The organism is Streptomyces sp. NPDC020875, assembly GCF_040641415.1.
Taxonomy (GTDB): Bacteria; Actinomycetota; Actinomycetes; order Streptomycetales; family Streptomycetaceae; genus Streptomyces.
The window spans coordinates 18,585-44,663 of record NZ_JBFADP010000016.1 but is presented as its reverse complement, the minus strand read 5'-3'; the positions used below and the strand labels follow the sequence as shown (position 1 = coordinate 44,663).

Here is a 26,079-nt window from a genome sequence, read left to right as displayed (position 1 = left end):
TATCCCTGGTTACGGCGGCCCCCGCGTCGCCGCACCCGGGGGGAACCGCCCCCGGCCGCCGCCCCCTTCCGGAAGGAGCCCGCCGTGACCGGCTGGTACGTGGACGACCGCTGTACGAACTGCGATGTGGCCAGGCAACTCGCGCCCGGTCTGATCACCGAGGCGGACGGGGCCTCCCGGATCGTCCGCGCGCCGGACGGCGAGACCGAGGTCCGGCTGCTGCACACGGCCGCCTACGCCTGCCCCACCCGCTCCATCCACCCCGGCCCCGGACTCCGGCTCGATCCGGCGCTCGACCCCTTCCCGATGGGCATCGACGACACCGGCGCCGTGCTGCTCTGCGGCCACAACTCCACACACACCGCGGGCGCCAACTCCTATCTGTTACGGCGCCCTTCCGGCACCGCGATGATGATCGACACACCGCGGTGGAACCGGGAACTCGCCGACCGGTACGCCGCCGTCGCGGGCCCCGTCACCGACGTACTGCTGACCCATCGCGACCACGCCGCGCACGGCCGCCGATACGCCGACCACTACGGCGCCCGGCTCTGGATCCACGAGGGCGATCTCGACGCGGCCCCGGACGCGGACCGGGTCGTCAGCGGGACCGAGCCCCGGGAGATCGCCCCCGGGGTCACCGTCCATCCGCTGCCCGGCCACACCCGGGGCAGCGTGCTCTATCTCGCGGACGACCGTTACTGCTTCAGCGGCGACAGCTTCTACTGGTCCCGTACGACCGGTGACTTCGAGATCGCGGAGAGCGTGACCTGGTACTCCGTAGAGGAGTTGGCAGTATCGCTGGCCCGTACCGCCGGGCTGCTGCGCTGCGAGTGGGTCCTGCCGGGGCACGGCGAGCGACGGCGGCTACCGGCCGCCGAGACCCGGAGCCGTCTCCTGGCCCTGGCGGACCGGGCGGCGCTGATGCGGCCCCGGCCGATCGATTTCACGGCGGTGCGCTGGTGACGGCCCGATGCGCCGTGGAATCCATGGGAGCCATGGGCGGCCAACCGCGCCGCGGCGGGGAATGATTGATTCCCCATCCGGGGCGCGGCTATGCGATCACCTGCCGCGATACCCCCTCCACCCCCTTTGTCCTGCGGTGATTCGGAACCGGTGGTAGCTTCCGGGCGATCGTGCGGGGGAGGTCGACAAGTCGACCGTCGTCGGCCGGGACTTCGCGGGTCCCGGCCCGTTCCCCCGTGCCCGCCCGCAGCAACAGCAGCAGCAGCGACGCCACGGAGGCTTCCTTGAGACAGCAGGTCCAGCCGCAGGCACCCGGCAACGCGACCGCCGCCACCGACATCACCGCCACTACGGGCGCGGTCGCCCGGCGCCGGTGGACCGCGCGTACCGCGCTCGTCGGAGCCCTGCTCGCCCCCGCCCTGCTCGCCGGGGGCCCGGCGAGCGCCGGGGTCACCGGACCGTGGTCCACCCCCACCAGCCTGTCGGCGACCGCCACGGACGGGGTCAGCGTCGTCGACGTACGGACCACCGGGAGCGGGGACGTCGTCGCGGTCTCGTACCGCGAGACCCCCGGGTCCGGGCAGATGGACCTCCAGATCGCGATCCGGCCCGCGAACAGCGCCGCCTGGGGCACTCCGGTCGTCGTGGACACCCTGCCGACCGGTCTGGAGAGCGTCGAGCTGGTACCGGGCCCGGACGGCTCCCTCACCCTCACCTGGATCAAGCGGGCGGCCACGAACACGGTCCGGACGGCCGTCCTCGCCCCCGGCGGTACGGCCTTCTCGGCGCCCGTCGACATCGCCGCCGGTGTCAACTACATCGACGCGTCGACCGCCGTGGGCCCGGGCGGCAAGGCGATCGTCTCCTGGTCCCGGTACGAGAACCGGGCCACCGCGGTCTACGTCGCCGAGCGCGCGAGCACCGGCGCCGCCTGGTCGGCCCCGGTCCAGCTCGACAACACGCCCGCCGAGACCCTGGAGGGCGGCCCGGACACCCTGCTCGGGCCGGACGGCACCGCCACCGTCGTCTGGACCGAGAACCGGGCCGACGGCAGGACCGTGCGAGCGGTGGACCGGACCGCCGGGGCCACGTCCTGGACCGTGCCGCGCGCGCTCTCCGCCGCGACGGTCGACGCGGGCGGCGCCAACGCGACCCTCGCCGCCGACGGCTCGGCCGTCATCTCCTGGCTCAGCAGCCCCACGGGCACCTGGACGAACGAGACCATCGACATCGCCGTCCGCCCGGCGGGCAGCACTCAGTGGGGACCGGTGGAGCAGGCGACCCCGGTCGCGTCCACGGGTGTGGGCGAGATCAGCCCGCTGGTCGCCCCGAACGGCGAGATCACCCTGGTCTGGCACGGGGCGGGCGCCAGCTCCTTCGATCTCCAGGCCGTCACCCGCTCCCCCGCCACGGGCACCTGGTCCGCGCCGCACCGGCTGTCGACCGGCTATCCGCGTGAGGAGTACGACGCGGAGATCGGCCCCGACGGCACGGTCCACGTGCTGTGGTCGCAGCAGGCGCCGTCGGGCTCCCCGCAGACCGTGCACTACGCGGGGCGGACCGCCGCAGGGAGCTGGACCACGGCCCACACCCTGAGCACCGGGCCGTCCGAGGTCGCCCAGGGCCAGGTCGTCGGCGGCCCGGAGAGCCGTACCACCGCCGTCTGGCAGGAGACGACGGCCGTCGGCGGGATCGGCAGGCTGTGGAGCGCCGGTACGGGGCTCACGCCCTGACGCGCGGCGCGCCGTAAGGCCGGGGCCGGATCAGGGGCGGTACGCGGACTGCCCCGGATCCGGCCCCACCCGTCCCCCGGGACCGGCCCTACTCGCCCTCCGGGGCCGGAACCGGGCGGTCCGGTTCCGGTGCGGTGGGCGGTACCGTAGGGGGCGGAAACGGTCATTCGGCCCAGCGTGTGCCCGACCGGGCCCGCCCCCGACCCCGTACCGCCAGAGGACCCGCCGTGACCACCGCTCCCCGCCGCCCGACGGCCCCGGCGGCCACCACACGCGACGGCGACAGCGGCACCGGCCCCTCCGGCGAACCCAACGGATCCGGCACGACCGGCACGGAACTCCGCCGCGCCCTCGGACGGCGCCAGATGGCCCTGCTCGGCCTGGGCTCCGCCCTCGGTACCGGTCTCTTCCTCGGCGCGGGCGCCGCGATCTCGGTCGCCGGTCCCGCCGTACTGATCAGCTACGCCGCCGGAGCCCTGATCGCCCTCGTCGTCGCCTACGCGCTCGGCGAGATGGTCAGCGCCTACCCCGTACGCGGCTCCTTCGGTGCCATCGCCGGACGCTTCCTCGGCCCGTTCGCCGGGTTCTCCGTCCGCTGGATCTACTGGATCGCCCTGATCGTCGGGATCGGCTCGGAGGTCGTGGCCGCCGCGATCTACCTGCGGTTCTGGTGGCCCGAGGTCCCCCTGTGGGCGGCCGTCCTGGTCTTCGCCGCCGCCGTCACGGCCGTCAACACGTCCGGGGTACGGAGCTTCGGCACCACCGAGTCCGTCCTCAGCGCCGTCAAGGCGTTCGCGGTCGTCGCGTTCATCGCCATCGGCACCGTACTGATCGTCTTCGGGCTCCCCGAACGCCCCGCGACGGGGGTCTCGAACTGGACCGCGCACGGCGGCTTCGTCCCGGAGGGCCCGGTGGCGATCTGGCTCGTGATGGCGATCGTGCTGTTCAGCTTCGCGGGCATCGAACTCGTCGCGGTCTCCGCGCCCGAGGCGAAGGAGCCGGGCCCGGCGCTCCGGACGGCCCTGCGCACCCTCGTCCTGCGGCTCTCCCTCTTCTACCTGGGCGCGATCGCCGTAATGCTGGCGGTCCTGCCGTGGACCGAGGTCACCGCCGGGCACGGCACCGAGGCCAGCCCCTTCGTGACCATGTTCGCCGCGGCCGGGATCCCGGCGGCGGCGACCGTCACCAACTTCGTGGTCCTGGTGACGGCGCTCTCCGCCGCCAACGCCAATCTCTACGCCGCCGGACGCATGCTCCACTCCCTCGGCGACGACCGGCTGGCGCCCCGCGCCCTCGGCACCACCACCCGGCATGGCGTCCCGCGCCGGGCGATCCTCTTCTCGGCCTGCGGTTTCCTGGTGGTCGCCGGGGTCACGGCCGTCTTCGACGACCGGGTCTTCGGGGTGCTGCTGGCCCTCGGCACCTTCGGGATCGTCGCGGTCTGGATCGTGATCCTGCTGACCCTGCTCGCCTTCCGCCGCACCCCGGACCCGGACCGCCCGCCGTCCACGCTCCGGCTGCGCGGCGGCCGGATCACCCCGCTGCTGGGCATCGCGGCCCTGCTGTCGGTGTACGCGACCGGGTTCGCGGTCCCCGAGATGCGGCTGGCCTGCGCGGTCGGCGTACCGGCGCTGCTGGTGCTGGCGGGTTCGTACGTACTGCTGGTCCGGCGGCGGGACCTTCGAAACACGCCCTAGCGCTGTGAGCCGGGCCGGGGGCCGAGGCCGCCCGTGATCAGCCCGGTCAGCGCCGTGACCGCCGCGTCGGCGGACGCCCGTCCCCGGTTCAGCTCGGCGGCCAGCACCTCGGCCGCGCCCAGCAGGCCGACGCACCGCAGCCGGAGTGCTTCCGGCGCGAGGCCGGAGTACGGCGCCAGCGCGGCGGCCATCAGGTCCGTATAGCCGTCGAGCATCTCGCGCCCGACCTGCTCCAGCTCCGGGTCCCCCTTCAGCGCGGCGGAAACCGCGCCGAGTTCCGGCATCTCCTCGGCGCAGGCGAAGTACGCGGCGCCGATGACCCGGGCGACCTCGCCGACGGTGGGCGCGGCCTCCCGCACCGCCCGCGTGATCGCGGCCCGGTGCCGTTCGTCGAGGCGCCGGTGGAGCGCCAGCAGCAGGCCGGGGCGGGTGCCGAAGTGGTCGTAGACGATCGGCCGGCTCACTCCGGCCGCCTCCGCGAGGGTGACCAGGGTCAGGCCGTCAGTGCCCCGGCGGCGCACGATCGTCACGGCGGTGTCGAGCAGTTGCTCCCGCCTGGCCTGCTTGGACAGCCGGGTCGATGTGGTGGCCATGGTCCTCCGCGGTCCTCCGTTGTGTCGCCGCCCCAGACTATGTTACAAAACGTAGGCTACAAAATGTAGCTTCACGAAAATGGGGGTCCATAATGTCTGCAATGTTCGCGATATCCGCAATGAAACTGTCGAAACCAGTACTGATCCTGGGTGGCTCGGGGCAGGCGGGCTCGGACACCGCAGCCCTGCTGCGCCGGTGGCACCCGGAACTGCCGCTGACGATCGCGGGCCGCGACCTCGACCGCGCCCGGCGGGTCGCCGACACACTCGGCGCCGCGACGGCCGTCACCGTCGACCTGCGGCGCGACGATCTCGGCCGCCCGGCCGGGGACGGCTACTCGGCGGTGGTCGCCGCGTTGTGGGACGACCGCCTCAACGGGCTGCACTACGCACAGCGGCACGGCCTGCCCTATCTCAGCCTCTCCAGCGGCCTGGTGGACATCGCGCCGGAGGTGATCGCGGGCGCGCAGCGGGGGAACGCCTCGTCGATCCTGGTGGCGAGCCACTTCTGCGCGGGCACCGTCGTCCTCGCGACCCTGGAGACGGCCCGGGCCCGGGAGTTCCACCGGATCGACACCATCCGGATCGGCGCCGTACTGGACGAATCGGACACCGGCGGGCCCGCGGGCACGGCCGACCTGGAACGGTGGGCCACCGCCACCACGGCGGGGACGGTCCGCCGCGACGGCGTCTTCACCTGGATCGACGGCCCCGACGCCGAGGCGGACTTGCCCCGCACCGACGGCGTCGCCCTGCCCGGCCAAAGCATCGCCGTCCTCGACGTACCGAGCCTCGCCCTCGCGACCGGCGCGCCGAACGTCCGCTTCGACCTGGCCGTCGGCGAGTCCGCGGCCCGGCACCGCGGCGGCCCCGCCGCCTGCGAGATCCGGATCGACCTCGAAGGGGTGGGCCCGACGGGCACGCCGCTCGCCGTCAGCCGGTACCTCGTCCACCCGGCGGGCCAGCGGCCCCTGACCGCGGTCGGCATCGCGCTCGGGGTCGAACGGCAGCTCGGCCTGCGCGGCGAAGCCGTCCCGCCGGGCATCCACACCCCGGAGACCGTGCTCGACCCGGCGTACGCGGCCCAGCGACTGGCGGAGAGCGGCGCCGCGTTCGTCGAGCCCGGTGCCGCCGGGGGCGATACGGGGGCAGTACGGCCCGCCGCCGGGCGGGACGGAGGCGCCGACCGCTCAGTGCCGACGGCTCAGGGCTGACCGTCGCCCCGCCACCGGGCGAGCAGTCCGCGTACTTTCACGGTGTCGGGGTGGTCGGGCCCCAGCACGCGTTCGAAGCTGGCCAGCAGTTCGGTGAGCGCCGCCGTCGCGCCGACGGCGTGCCCGGCCAGGCCGTACAGCACGGTGATGTCCTCACGGCCCTCCAGAAAGTCGGAGTGGTCCGGTCCGAGGGTCCGCCGCCAGTCGGCCAGAATCCGGTGGAAGACCGAGGCCGTCTCCCCGTCCGCCGCCCGCTGCCGGACCAGGTGGCTGCGCGCGACCAGGGTGTAGGTGTGCCGTGGCCCCAGGACACGTTCGAAGTCGGCCAGTACGCGTTCGAACATCGCGATATCGCCGCCGGGGCTACCGGCGATCGACCGCCACTGCGCGAGATGGCTGTAAGTGATCAGGCTGAGGACGTGGTCCGGCCCCAGCACCCGGCGGCAGTCGGCCAGCAGCTCGGTCAGTGTGACCGCCGCGCCGACCGCGTCCCCGGCCAGCCCCTGCCACTGGGCGAGGATCTTCCGGGAGTGAAGAGTGTGCAGGTGATCGGGCCCCAGGAGCCGTCGGCAGTCGGCCAGCAATTCGGTGAACGCAAGTAAGGCACCGGTCGTGTCACCCAACTCTCCTTGCCAGTAGGCGAGATGGATTCGCGCCTCCAGAGTGTCGGGGTGGCCGGGCCCCAACACCCACTCGGAGTCGGCCAGTACGCGCCGGAACACCGCGACGGCACCGCGCGGCCCGCCGGAGATCGCCTGCCAGTGGGCGAGGTGGCGGCGGGCGCCGACGGTGCCGGGGTGGTCGGGGCCCAGCCGCCGGACAGTGGTGCCGACCAGCCGGTCGAAGTGGTCGCGGGCGGCGTTGACCTGCCCGCTCGCGCCGAGGCTGTCACCGGCGTGGAGGAGCAGCGGGTGCGGGGCGGGCCGGTACAGACCGTCTTCGGTGGTGCGGGTCAGGGCGGCCGTATTGGCTCTGAGGGCCTGGACGAGATCGGTATCGCGTTCGACCTCGGGCCAGGCCGCCATCAGGGCGTCGGCGGCGGCACGTACCGCTTGGTCGTGCCGGTCGGGGGTGAGGGTGTCGCGGGTGGCGCGCTGGACGAGCTGATGGACCCGGACGGCCTGGTGCGGGGTGCCGGGCTGGTGGTTGATGAGGCTGAGCCGGTCCAGGGCGCGCAGGGCGCCGAACGCCTCCTCGGCGGTGACCGGCGGGACGGAGCGCCGTCGCCCGCCCAGCCGCCCGCCCCGCCAGCGGGTCCACCACCGGGTCCGCCGCTTCGCCCGGCCGGGACGGGCTTCGGAGACGTATGCCCGCGCGTGCTCCCCGGTGAGGACGGACTGGGGGATTCCGTTGGCGTCGAGCAGGGAGGCCAGTTCGAGCATCGGCCGGGCCAGCCCGACGGGCCGTAGCGAGTCGGCGCGCTCGACGGAGAGGGACCAGACGGCGGCGAGGGCGGCGGCCTGTTCGTCGGGCAGGGCGTCGGGGGTGAGATCGGTGAGCCTGGTGGCGCGGTCGGCCAGCAGTCGGCGGTAGGCGGCCGTGGTCGTACCGGAGTCGACGAGATGGGCGGCGGCCTGGGCGAGCGCCAGCGGCAGCCGGCCGAGGTCGGTGGCCAGCGCGGCAAGCTGTTCGGCGGGTTCGGTACGGCCCTGGGCGGCCAGGGCCGAGGCCAGGTAGGCGGTCGACTCGGCGGGCGTGAACAGCCCCACTTCGACCCGGCGCCGCCCCTCGCCGAACAGGGCGGCGTCCCGGCGGCGGGTGGTGACGAGGGTACGGCCGTACGGGCTGGCGGGCGGCCACAGTCCGTACCGGCCGCCGGTGTCTCCGGGGTCGCCGGGGTGGACGATCAGATCGCCGGGGTCGGCGACGTCGTCCAGGACGATCAGCCAACGGCACGGCCGCTGTCCGGGTTTGGGCGCCAGCCAGGCCAGGAACTTCTTCGCGGCCTGCTCGGGGGCGTCGGGGTCGGCCCGGCACAGTTCGGCACCGGCCTGCGCGTACGCCGACACGACCGGGGACCGGGCGCTGGCGGTGACCCAGACCAGGACGTCCAGGCCGCCGTCCGCCCAGGCGGTACGGGCGTAGTCGGCGGCGAGCTGGGTCTTGCCGACGCCGCCCATCCCGGTGAGGACCTGCGAGGGCACGGCCGTACCGCCGTCCTCGACGGCCGCCCGCAGCCGGTCCGCCTCGGCCCGGTGCTGGAAGGACCGCGCGGGTGCCGGGACGACCCCGATCTGATGCGGCCAGGGCACCGGCTCGGCCGGGACGCGGGGGTGGACGTTGAGGGTGTGCACGACCCCGCTGACGGCCGCCGCGCCACCGGAGGCGTACGCGTTGCCGGTGCCGGTCGCGCTCGCCGACACCTCCGGCTTCCCCGTCGTGCGCTTCGTCGCCTTGACCATGAGTACGGGGCTCTACTCGGTGTGGCCGGAGTCGGTGTAATCGATACCGGACACGGAGTTCGGCCCCCGGGCCTCCCCGGTCCGCTCGGCGGTGGCGGCCCCGCGCCCCCGCCCGCCGGGCCGCCTGATGCCGCTGACCCCGCCGTCCGTGGCGGCCCCCGTCCGGTCGGCCCGGTCCGTGGGCCCGGCCGGTGACGGCTGCTGGAGTACGGCCCAGACCAGGGCGACCACGGCGACGGCGGCCTGCACGGACGCCCCGGCCAACTGCCCGGCGCCGGGCCCGTCGAGCAGCCAGATCACCGGGGTGGAGACGATCCCCAGCCCGGCCGCGACGACGACCGCGATCTTCCATCCCCGTGACACCGGCGGCACTCCCTCATCCGGACACACCGTCGCCGGACAGCTGACGGCCCGTTGTCCCGATTGTCCCGTTGCCCGGCGTGAGTTATCGCCCGAACCGGGAAAAGCGTGCGGCTGTGCGGCCGTGGGGTGTATGGGGCGCGAGAGACGGCAGCAACGGCGGATCACCGGGGTACGGGGCCGGGCCCCGGCCCCGTACCCATATCGTTCCCGTCCAGGACTTTCCAACGTACGACCGCGCACTCACGGCGACAACACCCGTCCCGGGCACACCACGCCATTTCGGCCACCCCAGGCGGAACTCGCTCCCCAGTCGCGGGCCGGGGTGATGGCGCGGAGTTCGGCATTCGCCGGTTCACTGCTCTACCGATGGCACCTGGCCATCGAAATCCAGGAGCCGTTCGGTGCCGTTCCGGGCAGGATTGCTCTGTGAACCATGTTCTGTGCGGGCTCGCCGACAACCTAAGCCTGCCGTCCGAGCTGGTCGACCGGCTGATCGCGGTCGCGGACTCCGAGATCGCAGTGAATCTCGCGCATCGCGCCGACCTCAGCCACGAGCAAGCGGTGGCGCTGGTTTCTCGTACCGGGGAAGTCGCTGACTCCCTCGCGTACACAGGTCGGCTGACCGCCGCAGACGTTGATCCCGCGACGCAACCGGATGTCGCGCTCGCATTGCTGGCCGCGTGCGCGGCACCCCCGGAGTGGGCGCGTCTCCTTGTGGAGGATCCAGTCGTCGAGCGCCGGGAGAAACTGGCCGCCTGCTCCAACCTTCCTCTCGATGTGATGGAGATGCTGGCCACCGACCCGGACGTACAGGTCGTCGCGGAGCTGGCTTTGTGGTCGACACCGGAGATCACCACCGGGCTTGCGGCGCATCCGTATGCCGAGGTCCGTCGCGCCGTGGCGGCCAACGAGGCCACGCCACCGCCCGTACTGGCGGCGCTGCTCACCGGCGAGGGCCTGCCACCCGCACAGCGGTGCCTGGTCTGCGACCGTGAAACGGCTCCGTTCGCGCACGATCCGCAATGCTCGCGACTCGACTGCGATCTGCCGCCCGGCGCCTCCTGCGACGGCTCCCACGAGTCCGCCCGGCACGAGATGCGGCAGATGGCGATCCGGAACCCGGCCACGCCCACGGAATCCGTCGTCGGCTTCGTCGACCACCCTTCGCTGTTGCTCCGCTGGGCGCTCGCCGGCCGTTCCGACCTGCCGTCGGAGGTCTGCGCTCGGCTCGCCGTGGATTCGAATCCCGGTGTTCGAGCCGACCTCGCCGGGAATCCGGCGATCGGCGAGGCTCTGATCCGCGTGCTGGCCACCGACCGTGACCCCGAAGTGCGACGCAGGGTCGCCCACAACCCACTCGTACCGCTCGACGTGCTGACGCACCTGGTGGGCGCTACCAGAGTCGGCGACACTCTGCTGCCGCGGATCGCCTCGGCTTCCCCTGACGAGGTCGGGAAACTGGCGGAATCACCGAACCCGGCGGCACGGATGCTCATAGCCCGACGCCGCGATCTGCCACCCGCTGTACGCGACGGTCTGGCCGCCGACGCCGACGCGAAAGTGGTCAAGTCCATCGCCCCGCACCCGGGCCTCTCGGAAGGCCAACTGCGTGGCATGCTCGACCGGCACGGAGTCCGGGTCGTCGCGAAGGTGGCCGTGAACCCGGACGCGACTCCGGCACTTCTGGAAGACCTCGCCCGGCACGAACCATCCGTGCGCACGGCGTTTCGCGAGATCGCCCGCCATCGCAATGCGTCGGCACCGGCGCTGCTCGCCTGCCTGGCAGACGCACGGGCGAGACCTGTAGCCGCCAGTCACGCGGCACTTCCGCCACCGGTCATCGAAGAGCTGCTCACCGACCCCGACTGGCAGGTGGTGGAGGCGGCAGCCGCAAACCCCGCACTGCCCGTGACTGTCATGGCGGATCTGATATCGCGGCAGCGGTGAGATCGCCGACAGTCGAAGACGGTGACTCCGGCGTCAGGGCGGGGGCACCATACGGACGACCGTGATCTTCACGATCTTCTCGGCGACGTAGTACCGGACGAAGACGCCCGCGACGGTCGCCTCCCGTCGGTCGCGTTCCCCGCCGACCGTCGTGGATCCATGCCCGTACGGGTCCCTGCCCAGAGTCGACGCCATCGCGGCCCGGAATCCGGCGGCCCCGGAATACTGCTTGAGCACCGACTCCGCGACCGGCGCGTACGCGATGGCATACCTGCTCACGCCACCCCCCGGTTCTCCGCCTCCAGCCGTGCGAACTCCTCGTCATCCTCCGGATCGGAGGCGAGTTCGAGGATCCAGTGCCGTAGGACATCGGCGACCGTCTCCACCGTTGCCCGGCCCAACTCTTCTTCGAAGAGCCGCTTCCTCGAATCGGGCAGCGCGGCGCGGACGGCATCGACCGTGGTCGGCACCTCCACCCGCTCCTCATTACGGACCGTCCATCGCGACGGGCCTGGTTCGGACATCCTCGATCCTCCTTGATCCTTTGACACAGCACCTGGCGTCAGTCGGGACGCGGTCAGCGTAGGTCGAGAGGACCGCTCCGGTGGCGCATGGAGAAGGGGCGCGCGCGGCAGTTCAGGGGCGCGTAGGCATATGCCCGAGAAGAAGAGTCTCTCCTCCCGGCCGGCCACCGAAGCTAGCCTCTCGGCCATGAGCTGAGGACGAGGAACGGCGACTGGCCTTGGAGATCGTCACGGACTACCCTCCGCCCTGCCCCGGTTCGCGACTCACCTGGAGATGCACCGGGGTCTCGTACTCGCCCGAGCCGGAGACGTAACGGGCGGTGTCTCCCACGCCCGCGCCGCACTCGCCGCGCTCCCACCGGAGAAGCGCTCCCTGACCCTGCGGCTACTGATGACGGAGATCGAACGGACCGAGCGCAGAATCCCCCTCCGGCACCCCTAGCGGAGAGCTGCGGTCAGTGCAGAGCAGTCGTGTCCGTCGCCCGGCAGACCCATGACGTTCAGTACGGGTTCCTCACCTTCGGGGATCTCGAAGGCGAAGGTCGCTCCTGACGCGATCGCCTTGAGCGTGCACTGACTTCCGAAGGTCAGCGGAGCGTACGGCTCCCAGGAACAGCCGGCCCGGTCCAAGGCCGCGACGACGTCCGCGTACTTGAGTCCTGCCGGAAAGGTGCCCGTCCCTCCGACGATCGGCGGAGGGAGTTCGACAGCGTCACGCCAGGTCTGGACACAGATGAGGGACACCTTGCGGCAGCGGCAGACACTCAGCTCAAGGTCTCCGTACGCGAAGAGCCTCGGCCACTTCCTGTTCCGGCTCGCTGTTCCCATGTCCCACGGCTCGCCGCATGCCGCCTTCACATCGCTCCAGTCGGCGCCGCTGAACACCGGACCCAGCCGTCCGGTCTTCGCCATGCTGGTCAGGACATCGAGAATTCCCACAAGGCGGACCCTGACAGTCGCCCTGCCCGGCAGTCCACTGGTTTCACAAGCAGCCCACCTGTGGGGTGTTGGGCTCGCTACCGCGCGCCGAAACCAGTCCTTCGAACCGCCGGTCAGGCCCTAGCCTCTCGGCCATGAACTGGGACGAGGAACGGCTGCTGGCCCTGGAGATCGACGCGAACTACGGGCTCGTCCCGGACCCGGTGCCGGGTAGGGCGACCCTGAGAGACCCGTCCGTGCTCGCGGTGTGCGCCTGGTCCCCCCGTGTACGGATCCTGGCCCTCGCGCCCGGACTCCCGCGCCCCGCCTCACTCGACGGCATCAAGCAGGAGTACGGCCCCGACCGGGTGCCCGACGCCCTTCAGCGGCTGGCCGCGCCGCTCGGCGGCCGGTCCGTGTCCGTCGAAGGCGGGCCGTGTTTCGTCTTCCCGGACCGGCTCACCGTCCCGGAACCGGCCCCGCTGCCCGTCATCACCTCCACCGCCGAAGGCCGGGACGCCGCCCGGGATCTCGTACGGCCGGACAACTGGCAGCCCGACGAGTGGGACGAGCTGATCGGCGGGCGGATGGGGGAGTGGGCGATGGCCGTCCACGACCGCGAGCCGGTGTCGATCTGCTTCACCCCGGCGTCCAACGCGACCGCCGCCGAGGCCGGTGTCTGGACCCGTCCCGACTTCCGTGGCAAGCGCCTCGCACCGGCGGTCGTGGCCGCCTGGTCGGAGCGGGTGCGCCGGACAAAGCCCGTGCTCTTCTACAGCACCGAGGCGGACAACCACGCCTCCCGGTCCGTCGCCCGCGCGCTCGGCCTCACGCCGCTGGGCGCGATCTGGACCGCCCGCCGCTGACATCCTCGTCAGGGGTGGGTCCGGCGGTGTGGGCGAGTACGCAGCGGGGGCAGGCGTGCAGCACGACGGGCGGGCCGCTGGTGCGGTCTATGACCCCGACTTCGACGGGTGCGCAGGTTCGTTGCCCGCATTGGACGCAGATGGCGTCGACGGGCTCGGGCGCCTGGGATAGCAGGGCGTCGCGGGTCATGGCGGGTGTTCTCCATGGTTCCCCCGGCGGAGGGTCGGCGGGTCCGCCGGGGGAGTCCTTCGTGCGGGGTGGTTCAGTCCTCGGCCGTGCGGGGCCGGTGGTGTTCGACGTCCCGGTGCCGTTGCAGGAGTACGCGGCAGTCGACGGCCAGCGACTGATCACCGGCAGCCTTCGCCGCCCGCTCGTCCTCGATGAGTTCCCGGCAATGGGGGCACCCGGTGGGCTGGTCGGTCATCCCAGATCCCCCTTTCCCGACCGCTTGTTGGCCTCGGCCACGGCTTCGGCGAGGAGTTCGGCGGTGGTGACGGGACGCAGATCCGTGACGGGCACGTCCCACTCGATCCCACCCCCGATGGGGCGGAGCCAGTACCGGCCACGCGTACGGTCCATCACCCGCCCCACCTTGTTCCGCGCCGCGTCCCGCGCGTTCCCACCGATCTCCGGCCGCCAGTCGGGAGCATGCTCGTCAGTACGCACAGGTCCGCCTCCTCCGCAGCCGCGCCGTCTCGTTCTGCACCAACCGCCGCAGGGCGGCCAGAGCCCTGATGAGGGTGTCCCGGTCCCGGACGTACCCGGCACGCGGCACCCAGTCCGGCGCGAGCCCCCAGTAACCACCGGCCGCGATCAGAGCGTCCAACTGGGACTCACGGGCCGGACTGTCGACAACAGGCATGACCATTCCTCTCCGTAGCGTTTCCACTACACGGAGCTTCAGAGTTGCCTAGAGTTGAAGCCTCTTCAACGCACTCATCCGAGGAGGACACATTGGTGAACCGTAAAGAGCTGAACCCTCAGGGCAGCCCGCGAGAGGCGTTCGGAGCGCGTTTACGCAGCGCGCGCGAGAAGCGGGGCTGGACACAGGACGAGCTGGCCGAACGAATGGGCTATTCCGGCCGCCATATCTCGGCCGTCGAAACCGGCCGTAAACCGCCAACTCGCCGGTTTGCGCAGGGCGCCGACAGCATGTTCGGCCTCGAAGGATCCGTAGACACGTTCGAACGGCAGTGGCGGGAGATCCGGCACGGAGCCCTCTTGGAAGGCTTTCCGGAGTACGTCGGCTACGAGGGCCGGGCGGCGGAGATCCGACTGTTCGACGTCGGCGTCATTCCTGGGCCGCTTCAGACTCGCGAGTACTCAACAGCCATTGAGGCCGGGCATGTCAAGCGGGGCACTCTTACCGGAGATCAGGCAGCCGAGCGGGTCGACTTCTTGATAGAGCGCCAGACCGCCCTGGCTCGTCGGCCGCTGCCACCCTTGCTGATCGCGGTCCTGGACGAGAGCTGTATTCGGCGAGAGATCGGCGGACCCCAAGCCATGAAGGCACAGTTGGAGCATCTGATCGAGTTCGCCGAGCAGCCGAACACATCGCTCCAGATCGTGCCGTTCAGTATGGGCGAGCGACGGCCGCTGAACCGACTAGTTCACTTGCTGACCCTCACCGACCGCTCCGTACTCGCCTATGTCGAGTCGCAGACGCAGGGCTACTTGGAGCGTGAGATCACCGCCGTCCTGCCGTTGGTGAGGGCCTACCATCAGCTACAGACAGAGGCGCCCTCGCAAGCGGAATCTGTGGCCATGATCAATCAGGTACGAAAGGGCACGTTGTGACGACCGACCCCCTGAACTGGATCAAGTCTTCCTACAGCGGCAGCGGCGGCTCCTGCGTCGAGTGGGCCCCCGACCACATCGCGATAACCGGCCTCGTCCCGGTCCGCGACTCCAAGAACCCGACGGGCCCATCGCTCGCCGTCCGCGAGCAGGCGTTTTCGGCCTTCGTCACAGGCGTCAAGACCGGCGACTTCAAGGCTATTTGAAACCGCCGTACCCTGAGCCGGGTTGACCCCTGCGAAAGGCGTCATCGTGACCGCGCCCGAGTTCTTCACGTCCTCGTACAGCAGCAACGGCGGCGCCTGCGTCCAAGTCGCCGCCAACCTGGCCGACACGTACGGCATCGTGCCCGTCCGGGACTCCAAACTCCCGGACGGGCCCACCCTCACCATCCCCGCACCCGCCTTCACGGTCTTCGTCGCGGGCATCCGGTCCGGCGAGTTGGTCGCGCCGTGACGGCCTCGCCGGACACCCCGATCTGGTGCACGTCCTCCTACAGCAGCAACGGCGGCGACTGCGTCGAGGTCGCCACCAACCTCGCCATACCCCACGGCACGGTCCCGGTCCGCGACTCCAAGAACCCCACAGGACCGGCTCTCGCCGTCACTGCCACCGCCTTCGCCGCGTTCGTCGACGGCGTCAAGACCCACGGTTTTCGCGGCGCCTGAGCAAGGCACCGCGCGTCGGCGGCCCCGTCACTCCGGCAGGCCCGGCGCGGCGGGGCCGTCCCGCGCCCGCCCCGATCAACCGTCGCTGCCGCCGTCGCCGTCGCCGTCTACGAGCCCCCGCAGAAGTTCCAGCCCCTCCGCCCACTCCCCCAGGCCGCTGTCCGAGTTGATGTGACCCCGGCCCTCAAGAAGGAGGGCCCGCGTCTGCCAGCCCTTCGCGAGGGACAGGGATGTCTCCGCGTCGCAGTACGGATCGTCGTCGCTGGCCACCAGCAGGCTCGGGCCCGGCAGGGGAAGCGCGTCCAGGTTCACGAAGGTCGGGGCCGCGTCGCGCGGGAAGCGGGGGTCGTGGGTGTCGGGCGGCGCGACGAGGAAGGTCGTCACCGCGTCGGGGCGGGTCTCCCGCAGCCAGTGCGCGACCGCCCAGCAGCCGAGGCTGTGCGCCACCAGCGCCACCCGGTGGTCGCGCCCGGCGGCGATCTCGTAGGCGGACTGGATCGCGGCGACCCAGTCCGGCAGATCGGGCTCGCTCCACGAGGCCGGGGCGGTCCGGACCGCCGAGGGGCCCCAGCGCCGTTCCCACCGGCTCTGCCAGTGGCGCTCGTCCGAACCGTAGATCCCGGGGATGATGACGTACGCGACCATCGTCTGCCGCCCTTTCCGTCTAGGGCCCCGCCGATACGGGGGCGCCTCGGGGCGATTCTCGACGGAACGGCGACGGAATCGGGCCCCGGCAAGCGATCTCAAAGAAAGTGGGGGCGACGGCGATGGAATCACTCGACCCGATCGACCGGGCCGTCCTGGAACTCCTCCAGAACGACGGGCGCCTCACCGGCGCCGAGGTCGGCCGCCGGGTCGGGCTCTCCCAGCCGGCCGCAGCCGCCCGGATCCAGCGCCTGGAGAAACTCGGGATCATCACCGGCTACCGGGCCGTCGTCGCCCCGGCCGAGGTCGGTCTGAACATCCACGCGGTCATCCGGCTCCGCACCACGCCCGTCCGGCTCGCCCCGGCGCTCGCCCTGGCCACCGAGACCCCCGAGATCGTCTCGACGCTCCGGATCACCGGCGAGGACTGCCTGCTGCTCGACGTCCACTGCTCGCACGCCGAACGCCTGGAACAGATCGTGGACTCCCTGGCCCGCTACGGACAGGTCGCCACATCGCTCGTCCTGCGCAGCTACCCGCCGAAGCCGCTGCCGACGACACCACCGGCCGCCCGGCGACCGGGCCCGTGCCCCTGAACCAACGTACGAGTCACGGTTGTTGAAGGAAACACGCCGGTCGTAGGTTGGGTTCCCATGACGACCGGGCCCGAGGGCTTCCCACCGCGCACCCACCCGATGCCGCCCTACCCCGGCCCGCCGCCGCCCCGGCCGCAGCAGCCGCGTTGGGCGTGGTGGCTGGTCGGCATCGTCATACCGGTCACCGGAATCATCGTGACGCTACTGGTCAGCGGCCGGGGATCGTCCTCGGACAAGGAGCCGTCGGGCGCGGGCGGTACGGGCAAGGGCGCGGCGGCCACCGCGACGGCGGCCCCGGAGAAGGGGACTCCGCCGAAGGTCCGGTTCTCCGGGGAGGTGCGGATCGAACTCACCCACGGCGGCGAGGAGATCGACCTCGACTCCGCGCCCCCGATCGTCGGCCAGAGCTTCAAGGGTGCGGACATCAATATCGGCGCCACCTCGGGCGACCCGACGATCGGTACCGAGGACAGCGCTCTGGTCCTGGCGCCCCTGCCTCCCGGCTCCGGCCCGGTCCCCGGCGAGGCCGAGTGCGCCGAGCGGATCGAGAAGAACGGCGGCTACCACGCCGAGCTGACCCGGGGCGCCCGGTTCTGCGTACAGACCCAGGACGGACGCACCGCCTACGTACGAACCGTGGCCGCCCCGACCAACGGCCCCGTCCGGCTCTCCGTGACCGTCTGGGAGCAGCCGAACTAGCCCGGCACAGGGACCCTGACAGGGGAACTACCCACGCGGCGGACTGCTACGAGGCAAACTTGGTCAGCGCGCGGGTTAGTTCGGCGTCGTACTGATCGGCGTCGAAGTGAAAACCCGGAGGCTGCGCCTCGTCAACGGGTACCTGCCAGTCGGACCACTCCACGATCCCACCGTGACGCTGCACGAACACAGACAAATAGCCACAGCATCCGCCCGTGCACTCGGGCTCACCCAGTACTACACGACGCCCCTCGCCGATCGCCCAGAGTGGCCCCTGACCCTGGGCCGGCAACGCCTCCTCGACAAACGGGCCGCGGCCTCCCTCTCCGATCACCGCAGCTACCACTTCCTCGCCATCGATCCGGAAAGACAACTGGGCAGCCCATCGGGGTCCCGGTGGCAACACGCTGACCTCAAGCCGATTGAACATCCGGGCACCCTACGTGAGTACTAGCCGACGCAGTTACGTTCCGACGACTGGATGCGGACGTCTGGCCGACTGTCAATCGACGCCCGAAGAGGTGAACGTTGCCTGATGCGGCACTAGAGCCCGAGATGCAAACGGAGCGCCGCATCCAGTTGAACGAGTTGTTCGCCCGTGACCGCGCCGATCCGGTGAGACAATCGCTCGACCGCGACAGCGCGTACCTGCTCGGCCTGAGCCTTCGAGTCTCGGTCCAGCCCACCGGAACCGGCCGTCAGAAGTCGTTCAGGTAGACGTCACCGCGTCGCATCGGAGAGACCGTCTCCTGTCACGAGATCCCAGTCCGCCACGGTTTCGTCCTGTTCCCAGTCCTGCCACGCCTGTGCGTAGTCACGCTCCAGCTCGGAGGCGCGCAGCAGCTCGATCGCGGTGTGGATCACCGCCGACCGGGAGTCGGCGGCCGTGGCGGCCGCGTATTCGTCGAGGAAGGCGACATCCCCCTCGGGAAGACTCACGCTGATCTTCATACCGGCACTACTACCCGAGGTGATACCTCGCGTGGCACCGCAATGCCGACCGGGTGACACCTACATCGAGGGCGGTACGCCGACCGCCGACGCCCCCTCCTTCCCGCCCCCCGTCCGGCTCGCCGTGACCGTCTGGGAGCAGCCGAACTAGCGCGTCCCGGGGGACTGTCAGTGGGCCGTGTCAGGATCGGGGCACGGTGGTCGTGGGGACGGCCGCCGACCGGTGCGGCCAGGGGGCCGGGGGCAGCCGGGGCGTGAGGGGCGGGGCGTATGACGGTCGACGGCGTCGGTGAACGGGTGGCCGCGGCCTGGCGGCCGGGGACGCCGCCGGAGCGGTTGCGGGAGCTGGCGGAGCCGGATCCCCGGATCGCCCGGATCGTCGCCTCCAGGATCGGGCTGCCGCCGGAGCTGGCCGAGGAGTTGGCCGGATGGGCGGCGGACCGGGGCGAGGCGTGGTGGGGGGTGACCCGCGCGCTGGCGGCCGAACCCGCCGCCCCCGCCGCCCGGCTGGCCGGGTACGCGACACACCCCGACGCCTCGGTGCGCCGGGTGGCGGCGGTGCACCGGAACACTCCGCGCCGGGCGCTGAAGAAGCTGGCCGGGGACGGGGCGACGGCGGTCCGCCGCGCCCTGGCGGGCCGGGAGGAACTGCCCGAGGGCCTCGTCAGGCGGCTGGCGGGCGACGCGGCGGGGGACGTCCGGCTGACCGTGGCCCGCAGGGCGGACACGGACCCGGCGGTGCTGCGGTCGCTGGCCGCCGACGAGGACCCGAGGGTCAGACGGGTGGTGGCCGCCCTCGGGCACGGGGGCGGCGCGGAGTTCACCGACGAGGACCCCGTGGTACGGCGGAACGCGGTGCGGCGGGCCGGGCCCGAGGTGATCGCGCCCCTGGTGGCCGCCCTCGCCCGCGACCTGGACCCGGAGGTACGCGCGCTGGCGGCCGAGGAGTGCCGCAACCGGGACCCGCTCGCCCTCTCGGTCTTCGCCGGCGACCTGAACGCCGGGGTCAGACGGCGCGCGGCGGCCAACCGGTTCACCCCGGTGATATCGCTGATCTCACTCGCGGACGACGACGACCCCGAGGTACGGAACGCCCTCGCCGAGAACGCCGACGCGCCGCCCGAGGCGCTGGCCCGGCTGGCGGACGGCCTGCTGGAGAGATGGCACCCCGACGACCCCGACACCGGTTCCTTCGGCCTCGGCAAGCGCCCGCTCGTGTTCGCCCTGCTGGACCACCCCGCGACACCGCCCGGGACGCTGCGCCGTCTGTACGAACGCGGGCCGTCCGGCTTCCACCCGGGCAACGCCGTCAGCGGACCCAACTGGCCGCCGGAGCTGATGGCCCGCTTCGCGCTCGACTACTGCGCGGGCCTGCTCGACGGCGAGGAGGAACGCGCCAGTCATACGGCGATCGGCCGCGCCCTGGGCACGGCACCGGTCGAGGAGGTGCTGACCGCGATGGTCCACAGCCCCGTCTACTGGCTGCGGGGCGCGGTCGCCAACCGTCATGTGCCGCCCCGGGTGCTCGCCGACTGCGCCGGGGAGGTCGACCGGGGCGAGCGCACCGACCACGTCGAAGCCCTGGCGGCCAACCCCGCCCTGCCGCCCGAGGTCCAGGTCCGCTGGGCCCGCGCGGGCATTCGGGTCTACAACCTGCTGCGCAACCCCGAGCTGTGCGAGGCCGCGCTCCTGGCCCTGGCGGACGGGCCCGACCGGTACTGGGCCGAGGAGGCCCGGCTGGCACTGGAGGTCCGGGAGCACCGGACCGGAACGGATGAGACGTGCTGACCCTGTCCACCTGGCGGGCCCGGTTCGATCCGCTGTCCGACGCCCCGGCGCTCGCCCGGCGGACCGGCGGACAGATCGCCGGTCACCTCGCCCAGAACTACGGCTGGTACCGCCACGAAGGCGACCTGGTCCTTCCGGAGGACACCGATCTGGACGTCTCGTTGGTCGTGGACGGCGACCTGGTGGTGCACGGCTTCCTCGACGACCGGATCTCCGGCACGGGCATGCTGGTCGTGCTCGGCGATCTGGTGCTGCGGGACCTGGTGTCCTGGGGCTCCGTCCACGTCACCGGTGACCTGCGGGCCCACGGCATCGTCCACTCCGTCTACAACGACCACGTCTTCGAGGTCGGCGGCGCCGTGCACGCGCGGGCGCTGGTACTGAGCGACAAGAGCGCCGACTACCGCACCGGGGAGGTGGAGGCCGAGATCGACCCGTACTACCCGACGCGGGCGCAGTTGCGGGCGGCGCGCGGCATCCTGGTGCCCCAGGTGTACGACGGCTGGCGCCGCCGCGCCGCCGAGGGCAGACCGCCGAAGCTCCGCCGCCCCTCCTACGACCGCGTACGATCCCGGCTGCACCGCGACAAGCCACTGTTCCGGGAGCAACCGCCGACGACCACCGGAAGCCGCCCCCCGCACTGACGGCCGCCGCCCGCGCGGGCCCGGACGCGTCCCGCCCGCCCGGTGTACGACACCACCGCACGCACCGAGCCGGGCCGGGGTCCGCGCCCTGGTCAGTCGTCCCCGACGGTGATACCGAGTTCGTTCACGAGGGCCCGGGCCAGATCCGGCTCCTGGCCTGGGGCGATACGTACCCCCGCCAGGTTGGCGACACCCCGGATCCGCGCGAGGTCGTTGCCCCGCAGATCGGTGCCCCGGTACCGCCCGCCACCGAACTCGGTCAGACCGAGTCCGCACTCCGAGAACACGGCGCCGGACATGTCGCAGCCGGTGAACACGGCCTCGGTGAAGGCGCAGCCGACGAAGGCGACCGGACCGGCGGCCCGGACCTTCTCGAAGACGGAGTAGTCGAAGCGGCACTTCTCGAAGAGCACGTCGTCCAGCACGATGCCGTCCAGCACGGCGCCCAGGATCTTGCAGTCGCGGACGTGGACCCGGGTGAGCCTGCTTTGGCGCCAGCGGACGGCACCGAGGTCGCTGCCGGTGATCTCGACCCCGTGGAGGTCGACGGAGTCGAACTCGACGCGTTCCGCGCGGACGTCGCTGATCCTGCCGGTGACGAGCCGCACGCCGTCGAGGGCGAGCGCGCGCAGGCCGATGTCCCCGTACGCGAAGTCCCGTACGTCGCCGCGGGGGCTGTCCAGCGAATCGACCCTGGCCAGATACAGGCCGGGCTCGTCCAGGACGGGGGTCGTCACGGTGATGCCGCCAAAGGTACGGCCGGCCATGGTGCTCCGTTCCCGGTCGTCGGATCGGGGGCCGTGCCCAACCTATCCATCGGGCGGGAATACCCGCGTGACGCGCCGAGTTGTTACCGGGGAGCTTCTTGTGGCGCGGCGCGACTGGGTGAGTGGGCGGACGGGGGGAGTGCTGTGATCGAGCTGGGGGCCATCGCGGGGATCGGTCTGGTGGCGTTGGGCATGGTGCTGACGCCGGGGCCGAACATGATCTATCTGGTGTCCCGTTCCGTCCTCCAGGGGCGTACCGCCGGGATGATCTCGCTGGCCGGGGTCGCGGTCGGGTTCGTGGTCTATCTCGTCGCCGTGGCCGCCGGGATCGCCGCCGTGTTCGCGTTGGTGCCGGAGATCTATCTGGCGATCAAGCTGGCGGGGGCCGGGTATCTGCTCTGGCTGGCCTGGAAGATGATCCGCTCGGGCGGGCGGTCGGCGGTCGCGAACCAGGAGCTGACCCCGGACCGGCCGCTGAAGCTGTTTCTGATGGGGCTGCTGACCTGTCTGCTCAACCCCAAGATCGCCATCCTCTACATATCCCTGCTGCCGCAGTTCGTCGATCCGGAACGGGGGCATGTCGCTCTTCAGGGTCTGGTGTTGGGGCTGACGCAGATCGCGGTCGGTGTCGCGGGGAACGCGTTCTTCATCGTGACCGCCGGTTCCGTCGCCGGGTTCTTCGCCCGGAACCCCGTCTGGCAGCGGGTGTACGGCTATGCGATGGGGACCGCGTTGGCCGGGTTCGCGGTACGGATCGTCACCGACCGGTCGAGTGCCGCGGTCGCCCTGCGCTGACGGCGGGTCAGCCCTCGCCGGCCGCCCGCCGACGAGGGGGAGCGGGCCTCCCGGCCGGGAGGAGGACGTGGCGTACCCTCGCCGTCCTGGCTTCCCGGGGTACTCCGGCCTTGCCGTCGGGCCTACGATCGTGATGTGAAAGCCCTGCCGGGCCGCAGTCCGGCAGCGTAGCTTTTACTGTCGAACCTCCCCCGCCCGTGCCCGACAACGCCCGCCCCGTCCCGTTCACAGCAGCAATCACCGCCAGCCAGCCACCGCAGAACCGTCGAGGGGTCCCGTGACCGTCCATCCCAGCCTCCAGACCTACGCCGATGCCTGGACCCACGCCGTCGAGTCGATAGCGGAGCTGGTGACGCCGCTCGTCGAGGGCGAGTGGAACCGGCCCACGCCGTGCCCCGCCTGGTCGGTCCGGGACGTGGTCTCGCATGTCATAGGGCTGGAGACCGAGTTCCTCGGCGACCCCCGGCCGATTCACACCCTGCCGCGCGATCTGTACCACGTGAAGAGCGACTTCGCGCGGTACATGGAGATGCAGGTCGACGTCCGGCGGCACCACACGTCCCCGGAGATGGTCGCCGAGCTGGAGTACGTCCTGATCCGCCGCGCCCGTCAGCTGCGGAACGAGAACCGGGCGCCCGACGCGTTGGTTCGGGCGCCGCTGGGGGCCGAGCAGACGCTGGAGCTGGCGATGCGGATGCGCGCCTTCGACAGCTGGGTGCACGAGCAGGATCTGCGGACGGCCCTGGGGCAGCCGGGGAATCTGGACTCGCCGGGCGCGCTGATCACCCGTGACGTGCTGCTGGAGGCGCTGCCGAAGGTGGTCGCCAAGGACGCGGGCGCCCCGCCGCTCTCGGCCGTGGTGATCGATGTCCACGGTCCGGTGGAGTTCCTGCGGACGGTCCGGGTCAATGCCGACGGGCGCGGCTCGATCGACGGTTCGCCGTCGCTGGGTCCCGTGGTGAGCCTGGCCACCGACTGGGAGACGTACTACCGCCTGGCGTGCGGCCGGGTGCGGTACGGCGCGGTCGCGGACCGGGTGAAGATCGACGGGGACCAGGAGCTGGGCGCGGCGATCCTGGGCGCCTTCGCCGTCACCCCGTGAGGCGTCGGCCGCACCGGGACGGCCGGTGAGCCGACGAGTCCGGTGAGCCGGCACTTCGGCGATCCGGTGCCGCCGGTCGTCCGGCCGGTGCCGCCGGGGGCCACCAGCCCTTCGCCGCTCGCGCGCGCCCGCGTCCTCCTCGCGGGGCACCCTCCCGCGCGAGCCCGTGAGCCCCGATGCCCGTACGGGGAGCGGCGCCTTCGATCCCGTACCAGGAGAAGCGTTACGCCTTCGCCGGTACGTGGACCGCCTCCACCCTGCTCGCCACCAGCCGTTCCCGTTCGCGACGGGCCGTCCGGACCCGGAGCCGCAGGATCTGCGCGACGCCCAGCGCCTGGAGGACGAAGACACTGGCGAACGCGGTCCGGTAGTCGCCGCCGCTCGCGTCCAGCAGCAGTCCGACCGCCAGCAGTGTCGTCATCGACGCGGTGAAGCCGCCGACGTTGACGATGCCCGACGCCGTGCCCTGCCGCTCCGGCGGGTTCGCCGGGCGGGCGAAGTCGAAGCCGATCATCGAGGCCGGTCCGCAGGCACCGAGGACTGTACCGAGAGTGATCAGCAGCCAGAGCGGGGCGCGTTCCCCGGGCCAGCCGAGGACCGCGGCCCAGACTGCGGCCGTACCGATCACGGTGCCCAGCGCCAGCGGCAGCCGGGCCTTGTGGTGCCGGGCGATGATCTGGCCGAAGACCAGTCCGATCACCATGCTCACCAGCACGATCAGGGTCAGCAGCGCCCCCGCCGTGTCCCGGGTCAGGCCCTCGGACTCCACCAGGAACGGCAGGCCCCAGAGCAGCATGAAGACCATCGCCGGGAACTGGGTCGTGAAGTGGACCCACATCCCGAGCCGGGTACCGGGCTCGCGCCAGGAGTCGGCGATCTGGCGGCGGACGAACGCCGCGCCCCGGTGGCGCGCGGGCGCCGGTTCGTACCCCTCGGGGTGGTCCTTGAGGAAGCAGAGCACCAGGACCAGGACGACCGCCCCGGCGACCGAGCTGCCGCCGAAGGTCGCACCCCAGCCGAAGTCGGTCAGGAACCGGGAGAGCAGCACCGTGGAAACCAGGTTCCCGGTCATGCCGAAGAGCGCCGCGACCTGCCCGATCAGCGGTGCGCGCCGGGCCGGGAACCAGCGGGTCCCGAGCCGCAGCACACTGATGAAGGTCATCGCGTCGCCGCAGCCCAGCAGGGCGCGGGCGGCGAGCGCCGTGCCGTAGGAGGGGGAGAGGGCGAAGGCGAGCTGTCCGGCGGTGAACAGGGCCGCGCCCATCGCCAGCACCTTCTTCGTGCCGAGCCGGTCGACCAGCAGGCCCACCGGGATCTGCATCCCCGCGTAGACCAGCAGCTGGAGGATGGAGAAGGCGGAGAGCGCGGAGGCGTTGACGTCGAAGCGTTCGGCGGCGTCGAGTCCGGCGACCCCGAGGGACGTACGGAAGATCACCGCGACGAAGTAGACGGCGACCCCGATGCCCCACATCACGGCGGCGCGGCGGCCACCGGGCGGGTCACCGGGGAGAGATATCGGCCCCGAAGCACCGGAAGCACCGGAGACGCCGGACGAGCCGGACGAGCCCGAGGGGCCCGAGGATCCGGACGGGCGGGGGGAGCCGGGGGAACCCGAGGGGCCCGATGGTCCGGAGGGGTCGGAGGCGCCGCCCGGTGGGCCGGGGGTCGGCCGGCTCATCGGAGATCGCCCCTGGCCAGACTGTTGAACCAGCCGACATGGCGGTGGATCATCGCCGCCGCCGCGTCCGGGTCCCCGGCCCGCAGCGCCGCCAGGATCTCGCCGTGCTCGGCGACGTTCTTGGCGATCCGGTCGGGGTGGGCGTGCATCACGGCCACGCCCATCCGGAGCTGGCGGTCGCGCAGCTGCTCGTAGAGCCGGGAGAGGATCGCGTTGCCGCCGCTGCGGACGATCTCCAGATGGAAGTTGCGGTCGGTGACGGCGACGGCGGCCAGATCCCCGGCCTCTCCCTGCCGCTTCTGCTGCTCCAGCAGCTCTTCGAGCCGGGCGATCAGCCGGGGCGACGCGGGTACGGCCTTACGGGCCGCGTGCTCCTCGACCAGCAGCCGGGTCTCCACCACATCGGCGATCTCCTGCGCCGACACGGGGAGGACCAGGGCGCCCTTCTTCGGGTAGAGCTTGATCAGCCCCTCGACCTCCAGCTTGAGCAGCGCCTCGCGGACGGGGGTCCGGGAGACGCCCACCGCGTCGGCCAGCTCCCCTTCGGTGAGCAGGGTGCCGCCCGCGTAACGCCGGTCGAGCACGCCCTGCTTGACATGGACGTAGACCCGCTCGGCCGCGGGCGGAACGGGCGTCGGCGGGGTGGGCGGGACGGGCGCGGGGGGCGTCGGGGCAGCGGCGGGTACGGAAGCGGGGGCGGCCATGCGCACAGCTTAGATACAACA

At 72.0% G+C, this 26,079-nt stretch carries 32 protein-coding genes and 1 pseudogene; 17 read left to right on the top strand and 16 right to left on the bottom strand.

All coding sequences use genetic code 11. The annotated features are described in order from the left end of the window. Nucleotides 1-84: 84 nt before the first annotated feature. The 3 genes from AB0G74_RS11580 to AB0G74_RS11570 all read left to right on the top strand — a co-directional run bounded on the left by AB0G74_RS11580 (nt 85) and on the right by AB0G74_RS11570 (nt 4,396). Nucleotides 85-966: a ferredoxin gene (locus tag AB0G74_RS11580; protein ID WP_361143627.1), complete on the top strand. Its 882-nt coding sequence runs from the start codon at nt 85-87 to the stop codon at nt 964-966. Between the two features lie 284 nt (nt 967-1,250). After that, nucleotides 1,251-2,699: a hypothetical protein gene (locus AB0G74_RS11575; protein WP_361143624.1), complete on the top strand. Its 1,449-nt coding sequence runs from the start codon at nt 1,251-1,253 to the stop codon at nt 2,697-2,699. A 227-nt stretch (nt 2,700-2,926) separates the two neighbouring features. Next, nucleotides 2,927-4,396 carry an amino acid permease gene (locus AB0G74_RS11570; RefSeq protein ID WP_361143621.1) on the top strand — a complete coding sequence of 490 codons (1,470 nt, stop codon included), beginning with the start codon at nt 2,927-2,929 and terminating at the stop codon, nt 4,394-4,396. Here AB0G74_RS11570 and AB0G74_RS11565 read toward each other — a convergent pair. Next, nucleotides 4,393-4,989: a TetR/AcrR family transcriptional regulator gene (locus tag AB0G74_RS11565; RefSeq protein WP_361143618.1), complete on the bottom strand. Its 597-nt coding sequence runs from the start codon at nt 4,987-4,989 to the stop codon at nt 4,393-4,395. The genes AB0G74_RS11570 and AB0G74_RS11565 overlap by 4 nt on opposite strands. A gap of 101 nt (nt 4,990-5,090) precedes the next feature. Between AB0G74_RS11565 and AB0G74_RS11560 the strand changes: the two genes are divergently transcribed. Beyond that, complete coding sequence (locus AB0G74_RS11560; RefSeq protein WP_361143615.1) at nt 5,091-6,203, top strand: saccharopine dehydrogenase; 1,113 nt, start codon at nt 5,091-5,093, stop codon at nt 6,201-6,203. Here AB0G74_RS11560 and AB0G74_RS11555 read toward each other — a convergent pair. Both AB0G74_RS11555 and AB0G74_RS11550 read right to left on the bottom strand, forming a co-directional pair. Continuing rightward, a complete protein-coding gene (locus AB0G74_RS11555; RefSeq protein WP_361143612.1) occupies nt 6,194-8,605 on the bottom strand; it encodes a tetratricopeptide repeat protein in 2,412 nt (803 codons plus the stop codon). The genes AB0G74_RS11560 and AB0G74_RS11555 overlap by 10 nt on opposite strands. A 12-nt stretch (nt 8,606-8,617) precedes the next feature. Then, entirely contained in the window at nt 8,618-8,968 is a 351-nt protein-coding gene (locus tag AB0G74_RS11550; RefSeq protein WP_361143609.1) for a hypothetical protein, read from the bottom strand. A gap of 426 nt (nt 8,969-9,394) precedes the next feature. Between AB0G74_RS11550 and AB0G74_RS11545 the strand changes: the two genes are divergently transcribed. Next, complete coding sequence (locus tag AB0G74_RS11545) at nt 9,395-10,915, top strand: hypothetical protein (RefSeq protein ID WP_361143607.1); 1,521 nt, start codon at nt 9,395-9,397, stop codon at nt 10,913-10,915. 33 nt (nt 10,916-10,948) lie between these two features. Here the strand turns inward: AB0G74_RS11545 and AB0G74_RS11540 are convergent, their stop codons facing one another. Both AB0G74_RS11540 and AB0G74_RS11535 read right to left on the bottom strand, forming a co-directional pair. After that, entirely contained in the window at nt 10,949-11,194 is a 246-nt protein-coding gene (locus tag AB0G74_RS11540; protein WP_361143604.1) for a hypothetical protein, read from the bottom strand. Further along, nucleotides 11,191-11,439, bottom strand: coding sequence for a hypothetical protein (locus AB0G74_RS11535; protein ID WP_361143601.1), 249 nt, complete (start codon nt 11,437-11,439; stop codon nt 11,191-11,193). The genes AB0G74_RS11540 and AB0G74_RS11535 overlap by 4 nt, the downstream gene beginning before the upstream one ends. A 235-nt stretch (nt 11,440-11,674) precedes the next feature. On the opposite strand from AB0G74_RS11535, the pseudogene AB0G74_RS11530 reads away from it, so the two are divergent. Beyond that, a pseudogene (locus tag AB0G74_RS11530) lies at nt 11,675-11,881 on the top strand (hypothetical protein); the annotation flags it as partial. Here AB0G74_RS11530 and AB0G74_RS11525 read toward each other — a convergent pair. After that, a complete protein-coding gene (locus AB0G74_RS11525) occupies nt 11,878-12,378 on the bottom strand; it encodes a hypothetical protein (RefSeq protein WP_361143598.1) in 501 nt (166 codons plus the stop codon). The pseudogene AB0G74_RS11530 and the gene AB0G74_RS11525 overlap by 4 nt on opposite strands. Nucleotides 12,379-12,512: 134 nt before the next feature. Here AB0G74_RS11525 and AB0G74_RS11520 point away from each other — a divergent pair, with 134 nt between their 5' ends. After that, nucleotides 12,513-13,223, top strand: coding sequence for a GNAT family N-acetyltransferase (locus AB0G74_RS11520; RefSeq protein WP_361143595.1), 711 nt, complete (start codon nt 12,513-12,515; stop codon nt 13,221-13,223). A 263-nt stretch (nt 13,224-13,486) separates the two neighbouring features. On the opposite strand, the gene AB0G74_RS11515 is transcribed toward AB0G74_RS11520, so the two are convergent. From AB0G74_RS11515 to AB0G74_RS11505, 3 genes are read right to left on the bottom strand one after another with little or no spacing between them, the layout of a single operon-like run. After that, nucleotides 13,487-13,648 carry a hypothetical protein gene (locus AB0G74_RS11515; protein WP_361143592.1) on the bottom strand — a complete coding sequence of 54 codons (162 nt, stop codon included), beginning with the start codon at nt 13,646-13,648 and terminating at the stop codon, nt 13,487-13,489. Next, a complete protein-coding gene (locus tag AB0G74_RS11510) occupies nt 13,645-13,890 on the bottom strand; it encodes a hypothetical protein (RefSeq protein WP_361143589.1) in 246 nt (81 codons plus the stop codon). Before AB0G74_RS11510 ends, AB0G74_RS11515 begins: the two co-directional genes overlap by 4 nt. Then, complete coding sequence (locus AB0G74_RS11505) at nt 13,880-14,086, bottom strand: hypothetical protein (protein ID WP_361143587.1); 207 nt, start codon at nt 14,084-14,086, stop codon at nt 13,880-13,882. The genes AB0G74_RS11510 and AB0G74_RS11505 overlap by 11 nt, the downstream gene beginning before the upstream one ends. Nucleotides 14,087-14,181: 95 nt before the next feature. On the opposite strand from AB0G74_RS11505, the gene AB0G74_RS11500 reads away from it, so the two are divergent. The 4 genes from AB0G74_RS11500 to AB0G74_RS11485 are packed head-to-tail and all read left to right on the top strand — an operon-like array spanning nt 14,182 to nt 15,689. Continuing rightward, nucleotides 14,182-15,021 carry a helix-turn-helix transcriptional regulator gene (locus AB0G74_RS11500; RefSeq protein ID WP_361143584.1) on the top strand — a complete coding sequence of 280 codons (840 nt, stop codon included), beginning with the start codon at nt 14,182-14,184 and terminating at the stop codon, nt 15,019-15,021. After that, nucleotides 15,018-15,227, top strand: a complete 210-nt coding sequence (locus tag AB0G74_RS11495) for a DUF397 domain-containing protein (protein ID WP_361143582.1) — start codon at nt 15,018-15,020, stop codon at nt 15,225-15,227. Before AB0G74_RS11500 ends, AB0G74_RS11495 begins: the two co-directional genes overlap by 4 nt. 22 nt (nt 15,228-15,249) lie before the next feature. After that, on the top strand, nt 15,250-15,477 hold the full coding sequence (locus AB0G74_RS11490) for a DUF397 domain-containing protein (RefSeq protein ID WP_361143580.1): 228 nt from the start codon (nt 15,250-15,252) through the stop codon (nt 15,475-15,477). After that, complete coding sequence (locus tag AB0G74_RS11485; RefSeq protein WP_361143577.1) at nt 15,474-15,689, top strand: DUF397 domain-containing protein; 216 nt, start codon at nt 15,474-15,476, stop codon at nt 15,687-15,689. The genes AB0G74_RS11490 and AB0G74_RS11485 overlap by 4 nt, the downstream gene beginning before the upstream one ends. A gap of 75 nt (nt 15,690-15,764) precedes the next feature. Here the strand turns inward: AB0G74_RS11485 and AB0G74_RS11480 are convergent, their stop codons facing one another. Next, a complete protein-coding gene (locus AB0G74_RS11480) occupies nt 15,765-16,334 on the bottom strand; it encodes an alpha/beta hydrolase (protein ID WP_361143575.1) in 570 nt (189 codons plus the stop codon). 122 nt (nt 16,335-16,456) lie between these two features. Between AB0G74_RS11480 and AB0G74_RS11475 the strand changes: the two genes are divergently transcribed. After that, nucleotides 16,457-16,930, top strand: a complete 474-nt coding sequence (locus AB0G74_RS11475; RefSeq protein ID WP_361143572.1) for an Lrp/AsnC family transcriptional regulator — start codon at nt 16,457-16,459, stop codon at nt 16,928-16,930. A gap of 57 nt (nt 16,931-16,987) precedes the next feature. Beyond that, a complete protein-coding gene (locus tag AB0G74_RS11470; protein ID WP_361143569.1) occupies nt 16,988-17,629 on the top strand; it encodes a hypothetical protein in 642 nt (213 codons plus the stop codon). A gap of 46 nt (nt 17,630-17,675) precedes the next feature. Here AB0G74_RS11470 and AB0G74_RS11465 read toward each other — a convergent pair whose 3' ends face one another. The 3 genes from AB0G74_RS11465 to AB0G74_RS11455 all read right to left on the bottom strand — a co-directional run bounded on the left by AB0G74_RS11465 (nt 17,676) and on the right by AB0G74_RS11455 (nt 18,580). Next, on the bottom strand, nt 17,676-18,059 hold the full coding sequence (locus tag AB0G74_RS11465; RefSeq protein ID WP_361143566.1) for a hypothetical protein: 384 nt from the start codon (nt 18,057-18,059) through the stop codon (nt 17,676-17,678). Between the two features lie 113 nt (nt 18,060-18,172). Beyond that, on the bottom strand, nt 18,173-18,310 hold the full coding sequence (locus AB0G74_RS11460; RefSeq protein WP_361143863.1) for a type II toxin-antitoxin system PemK/MazF family toxin: 138 nt from the start codon (nt 18,308-18,310) through the stop codon (nt 18,173-18,175). A 39-nt stretch (nt 18,311-18,349) separates the two neighbouring features. Next, the gene (locus AB0G74_RS11455) at nt 18,350-18,580 is read right to left on the bottom strand and encodes a ribbon-helix-helix domain-containing protein (protein ID WP_361143563.1); all 231 of its coding nucleotides are present in this window, start codon (nt 18,578-18,580) and stop codon (nt 18,350-18,352) included. Nucleotides 18,581-18,850: 270 nt separating this feature from the next. On the opposite strand from AB0G74_RS11455, the gene AB0G74_RS11450 reads away from it, so the two are divergent. Both AB0G74_RS11450 and AB0G74_RS11445 read left to right on the top strand, forming a co-directional pair. After that, nucleotides 18,851-20,368 (top strand): hypothetical protein, encoded by a 1,518-nt coding sequence (locus AB0G74_RS11450; protein ID WP_361143561.1) that lies wholly within the window; start codon nt 18,851-18,853, stop codon nt 20,366-20,368. Then, entirely contained in the window at nt 20,362-21,012 is a 651-nt protein-coding gene (locus AB0G74_RS11445; protein WP_361143558.1) for a hypothetical protein, read from the top strand. The genes AB0G74_RS11450 and AB0G74_RS11445 overlap by 7 nt, the downstream gene beginning before the upstream one ends. A 92-nt stretch (nt 21,013-21,104) precedes the next feature. Here AB0G74_RS11445 and AB0G74_RS11440 read toward each other — a convergent pair whose 3' ends face one another. Then, nucleotides 21,105-21,779: a pentapeptide repeat-containing protein gene (locus AB0G74_RS11440; protein WP_361143555.1), complete on the bottom strand. Its 675-nt coding sequence runs from the start codon at nt 21,777-21,779 to the stop codon at nt 21,105-21,107. Between the two features lie 144 nt (nt 21,780-21,923). Here AB0G74_RS11440 and AB0G74_RS11435 point away from each other — a divergent pair, with 144 nt between their 5' ends. Together AB0G74_RS11435 and AB0G74_RS11430 are read left to right on the top strand one after the other, a co-directional pair. Continuing rightward, on the top strand, nt 21,924-22,574 hold the full coding sequence (locus AB0G74_RS11435; RefSeq protein ID WP_361143553.1) for a LysE family translocator: 651 nt from the start codon (nt 21,924-21,926) through the stop codon (nt 22,572-22,574). 277 nt (nt 22,575-22,851) lie between these two features. Then, the gene (locus AB0G74_RS11430; protein ID WP_361143550.1) at nt 22,852-23,676 is read left to right on the top strand and encodes a maleylpyruvate isomerase family mycothiol-dependent enzyme; all 825 of its coding nucleotides are present in this window, start codon (nt 22,852-22,854) and stop codon (nt 23,674-23,676) included. 223 nt (nt 23,677-23,899) lie between these two features. Here the strand turns inward: AB0G74_RS11430 and AB0G74_RS11425 are convergent, their stop codons facing one another. Together AB0G74_RS11425 and AB0G74_RS11420 are read right to left on the bottom strand one after the other, a co-directional pair. After that, entirely contained in the window at nt 23,900-25,147 is a 1,248-nt protein-coding gene (locus AB0G74_RS11425; protein ID WP_361143860.1) for an MFS transporter, read from the bottom strand. A gap of 203 nt (nt 25,148-25,350) precedes the next feature. Further along, nucleotides 25,351-26,058 carry a GntR family transcriptional regulator gene (locus tag AB0G74_RS11420; protein ID WP_361143547.1) on the bottom strand — a complete coding sequence of 236 codons (708 nt, stop codon included), beginning with the start codon at nt 26,056-26,058 and terminating at the stop codon, nt 25,351-25,353. Nucleotides 26,059-26,079: the final 21 nt, after the last annotated feature.

Coding starts and splice junctions, on each gene's coding strand:
- AB0G74_RS11480 (WP_361143575.1), bottom strand. CDS start 16,334: ATGGTCGCGTACGTCATCATCCCCGGGATCTACGGTTCGGACGAGCGC.
- AB0G74_RS11470 (WP_361143569.1), top strand. CDS start 16,988: ATGACGACCGGGCCCGAGGGCTTCCCACCGCGCACCCACCCGATGCCG.
- AB0G74_RS11565 (WP_361143618.1), bottom strand. CDS start 4,989: ATGGCCACCACATCGACCCGGCTGTCCAAGCAGGCCAGGCGGGAGCAA.
- AB0G74_RS11535 (WP_361143601.1), bottom strand. CDS start 11,439: ATGTCCGAACCAGGCCCGTCGCGATGGACGGTCCGTAATGAGGAGCGG.
- AB0G74_RS11455 (WP_361143563.1), bottom strand. CDS start 18,580: ATGAAGATCAGCGTGAGTCTTCCCGAGGGGGATGTCGCCTTCCTCGAC.
- AB0G74_RS11520 (WP_361143595.1), top strand. CDS start 12,513: ATGAACTGGGACGAGGAACGGCTGCTGGCCCTGGAGATCGACGCGAAC.
- AB0G74_RS11465 (WP_361143566.1), bottom strand. CDS start 18,059: ATGTTCAATCGGCTTGAGGTCAGCGTGTTGCCACCGGGACCCCGATGG.
- AB0G74_RS11505 (WP_361143587.1), bottom strand. CDS start 14,086: ATGCCTGTTGTCGACAGTCCGGCCCGTGAGTCCCAGTTGGACGCTCTG.
- AB0G74_RS11420 (WP_361143547.1), bottom strand. CDS start 26,058: ATGGCCGCCCCCGCTTCCGTACCCGCCGCTGCCCCGACGCCCCCCGCG.
- AB0G74_RS11560 (WP_361143615.1), top strand. CDS start 5,091: ATGTTCGCGATATCCGCAATGAAACTGTCGAAACCAGTACTGATCCTG.
- AB0G74_RS11475 (WP_361143572.1), top strand. CDS start 16,457: ATGGAATCACTCGACCCGATCGACCGGGCCGTCCTGGAACTCCTCCAG.
- AB0G74_RS11515 (WP_361143592.1), bottom strand. CDS start 13,648: ATGACCGACCAGCCCACCGGGTGCCCCCATTGCCGGGAACTCATCGAG.
- AB0G74_RS11425 (WP_361143860.1), bottom strand. CDS start 25,147: ATGTGGGGCATCGGGGTCGCCGTCTACTTCGTCGCGGTGATCTTCCGT.
- AB0G74_RS11440 (WP_361143555.1), bottom strand. CDS start 21,779: ATGGCCGGCCGTACCTTTGGCGGCATCACCGTGACGACCCCCGTCCTG.
- AB0G74_RS11555 (WP_361143612.1), bottom strand. CDS start 8,605: ATGGTCAAGGCGACGAAGCGCACGACGGGGAAGCCGGAGGTGTCGGCG.
- AB0G74_RS11450 (WP_361143561.1), top strand. CDS start 18,851: ATGACGGTCGACGGCGTCGGTGAACGGGTGGCCGCGGCCTGGCGGCCG.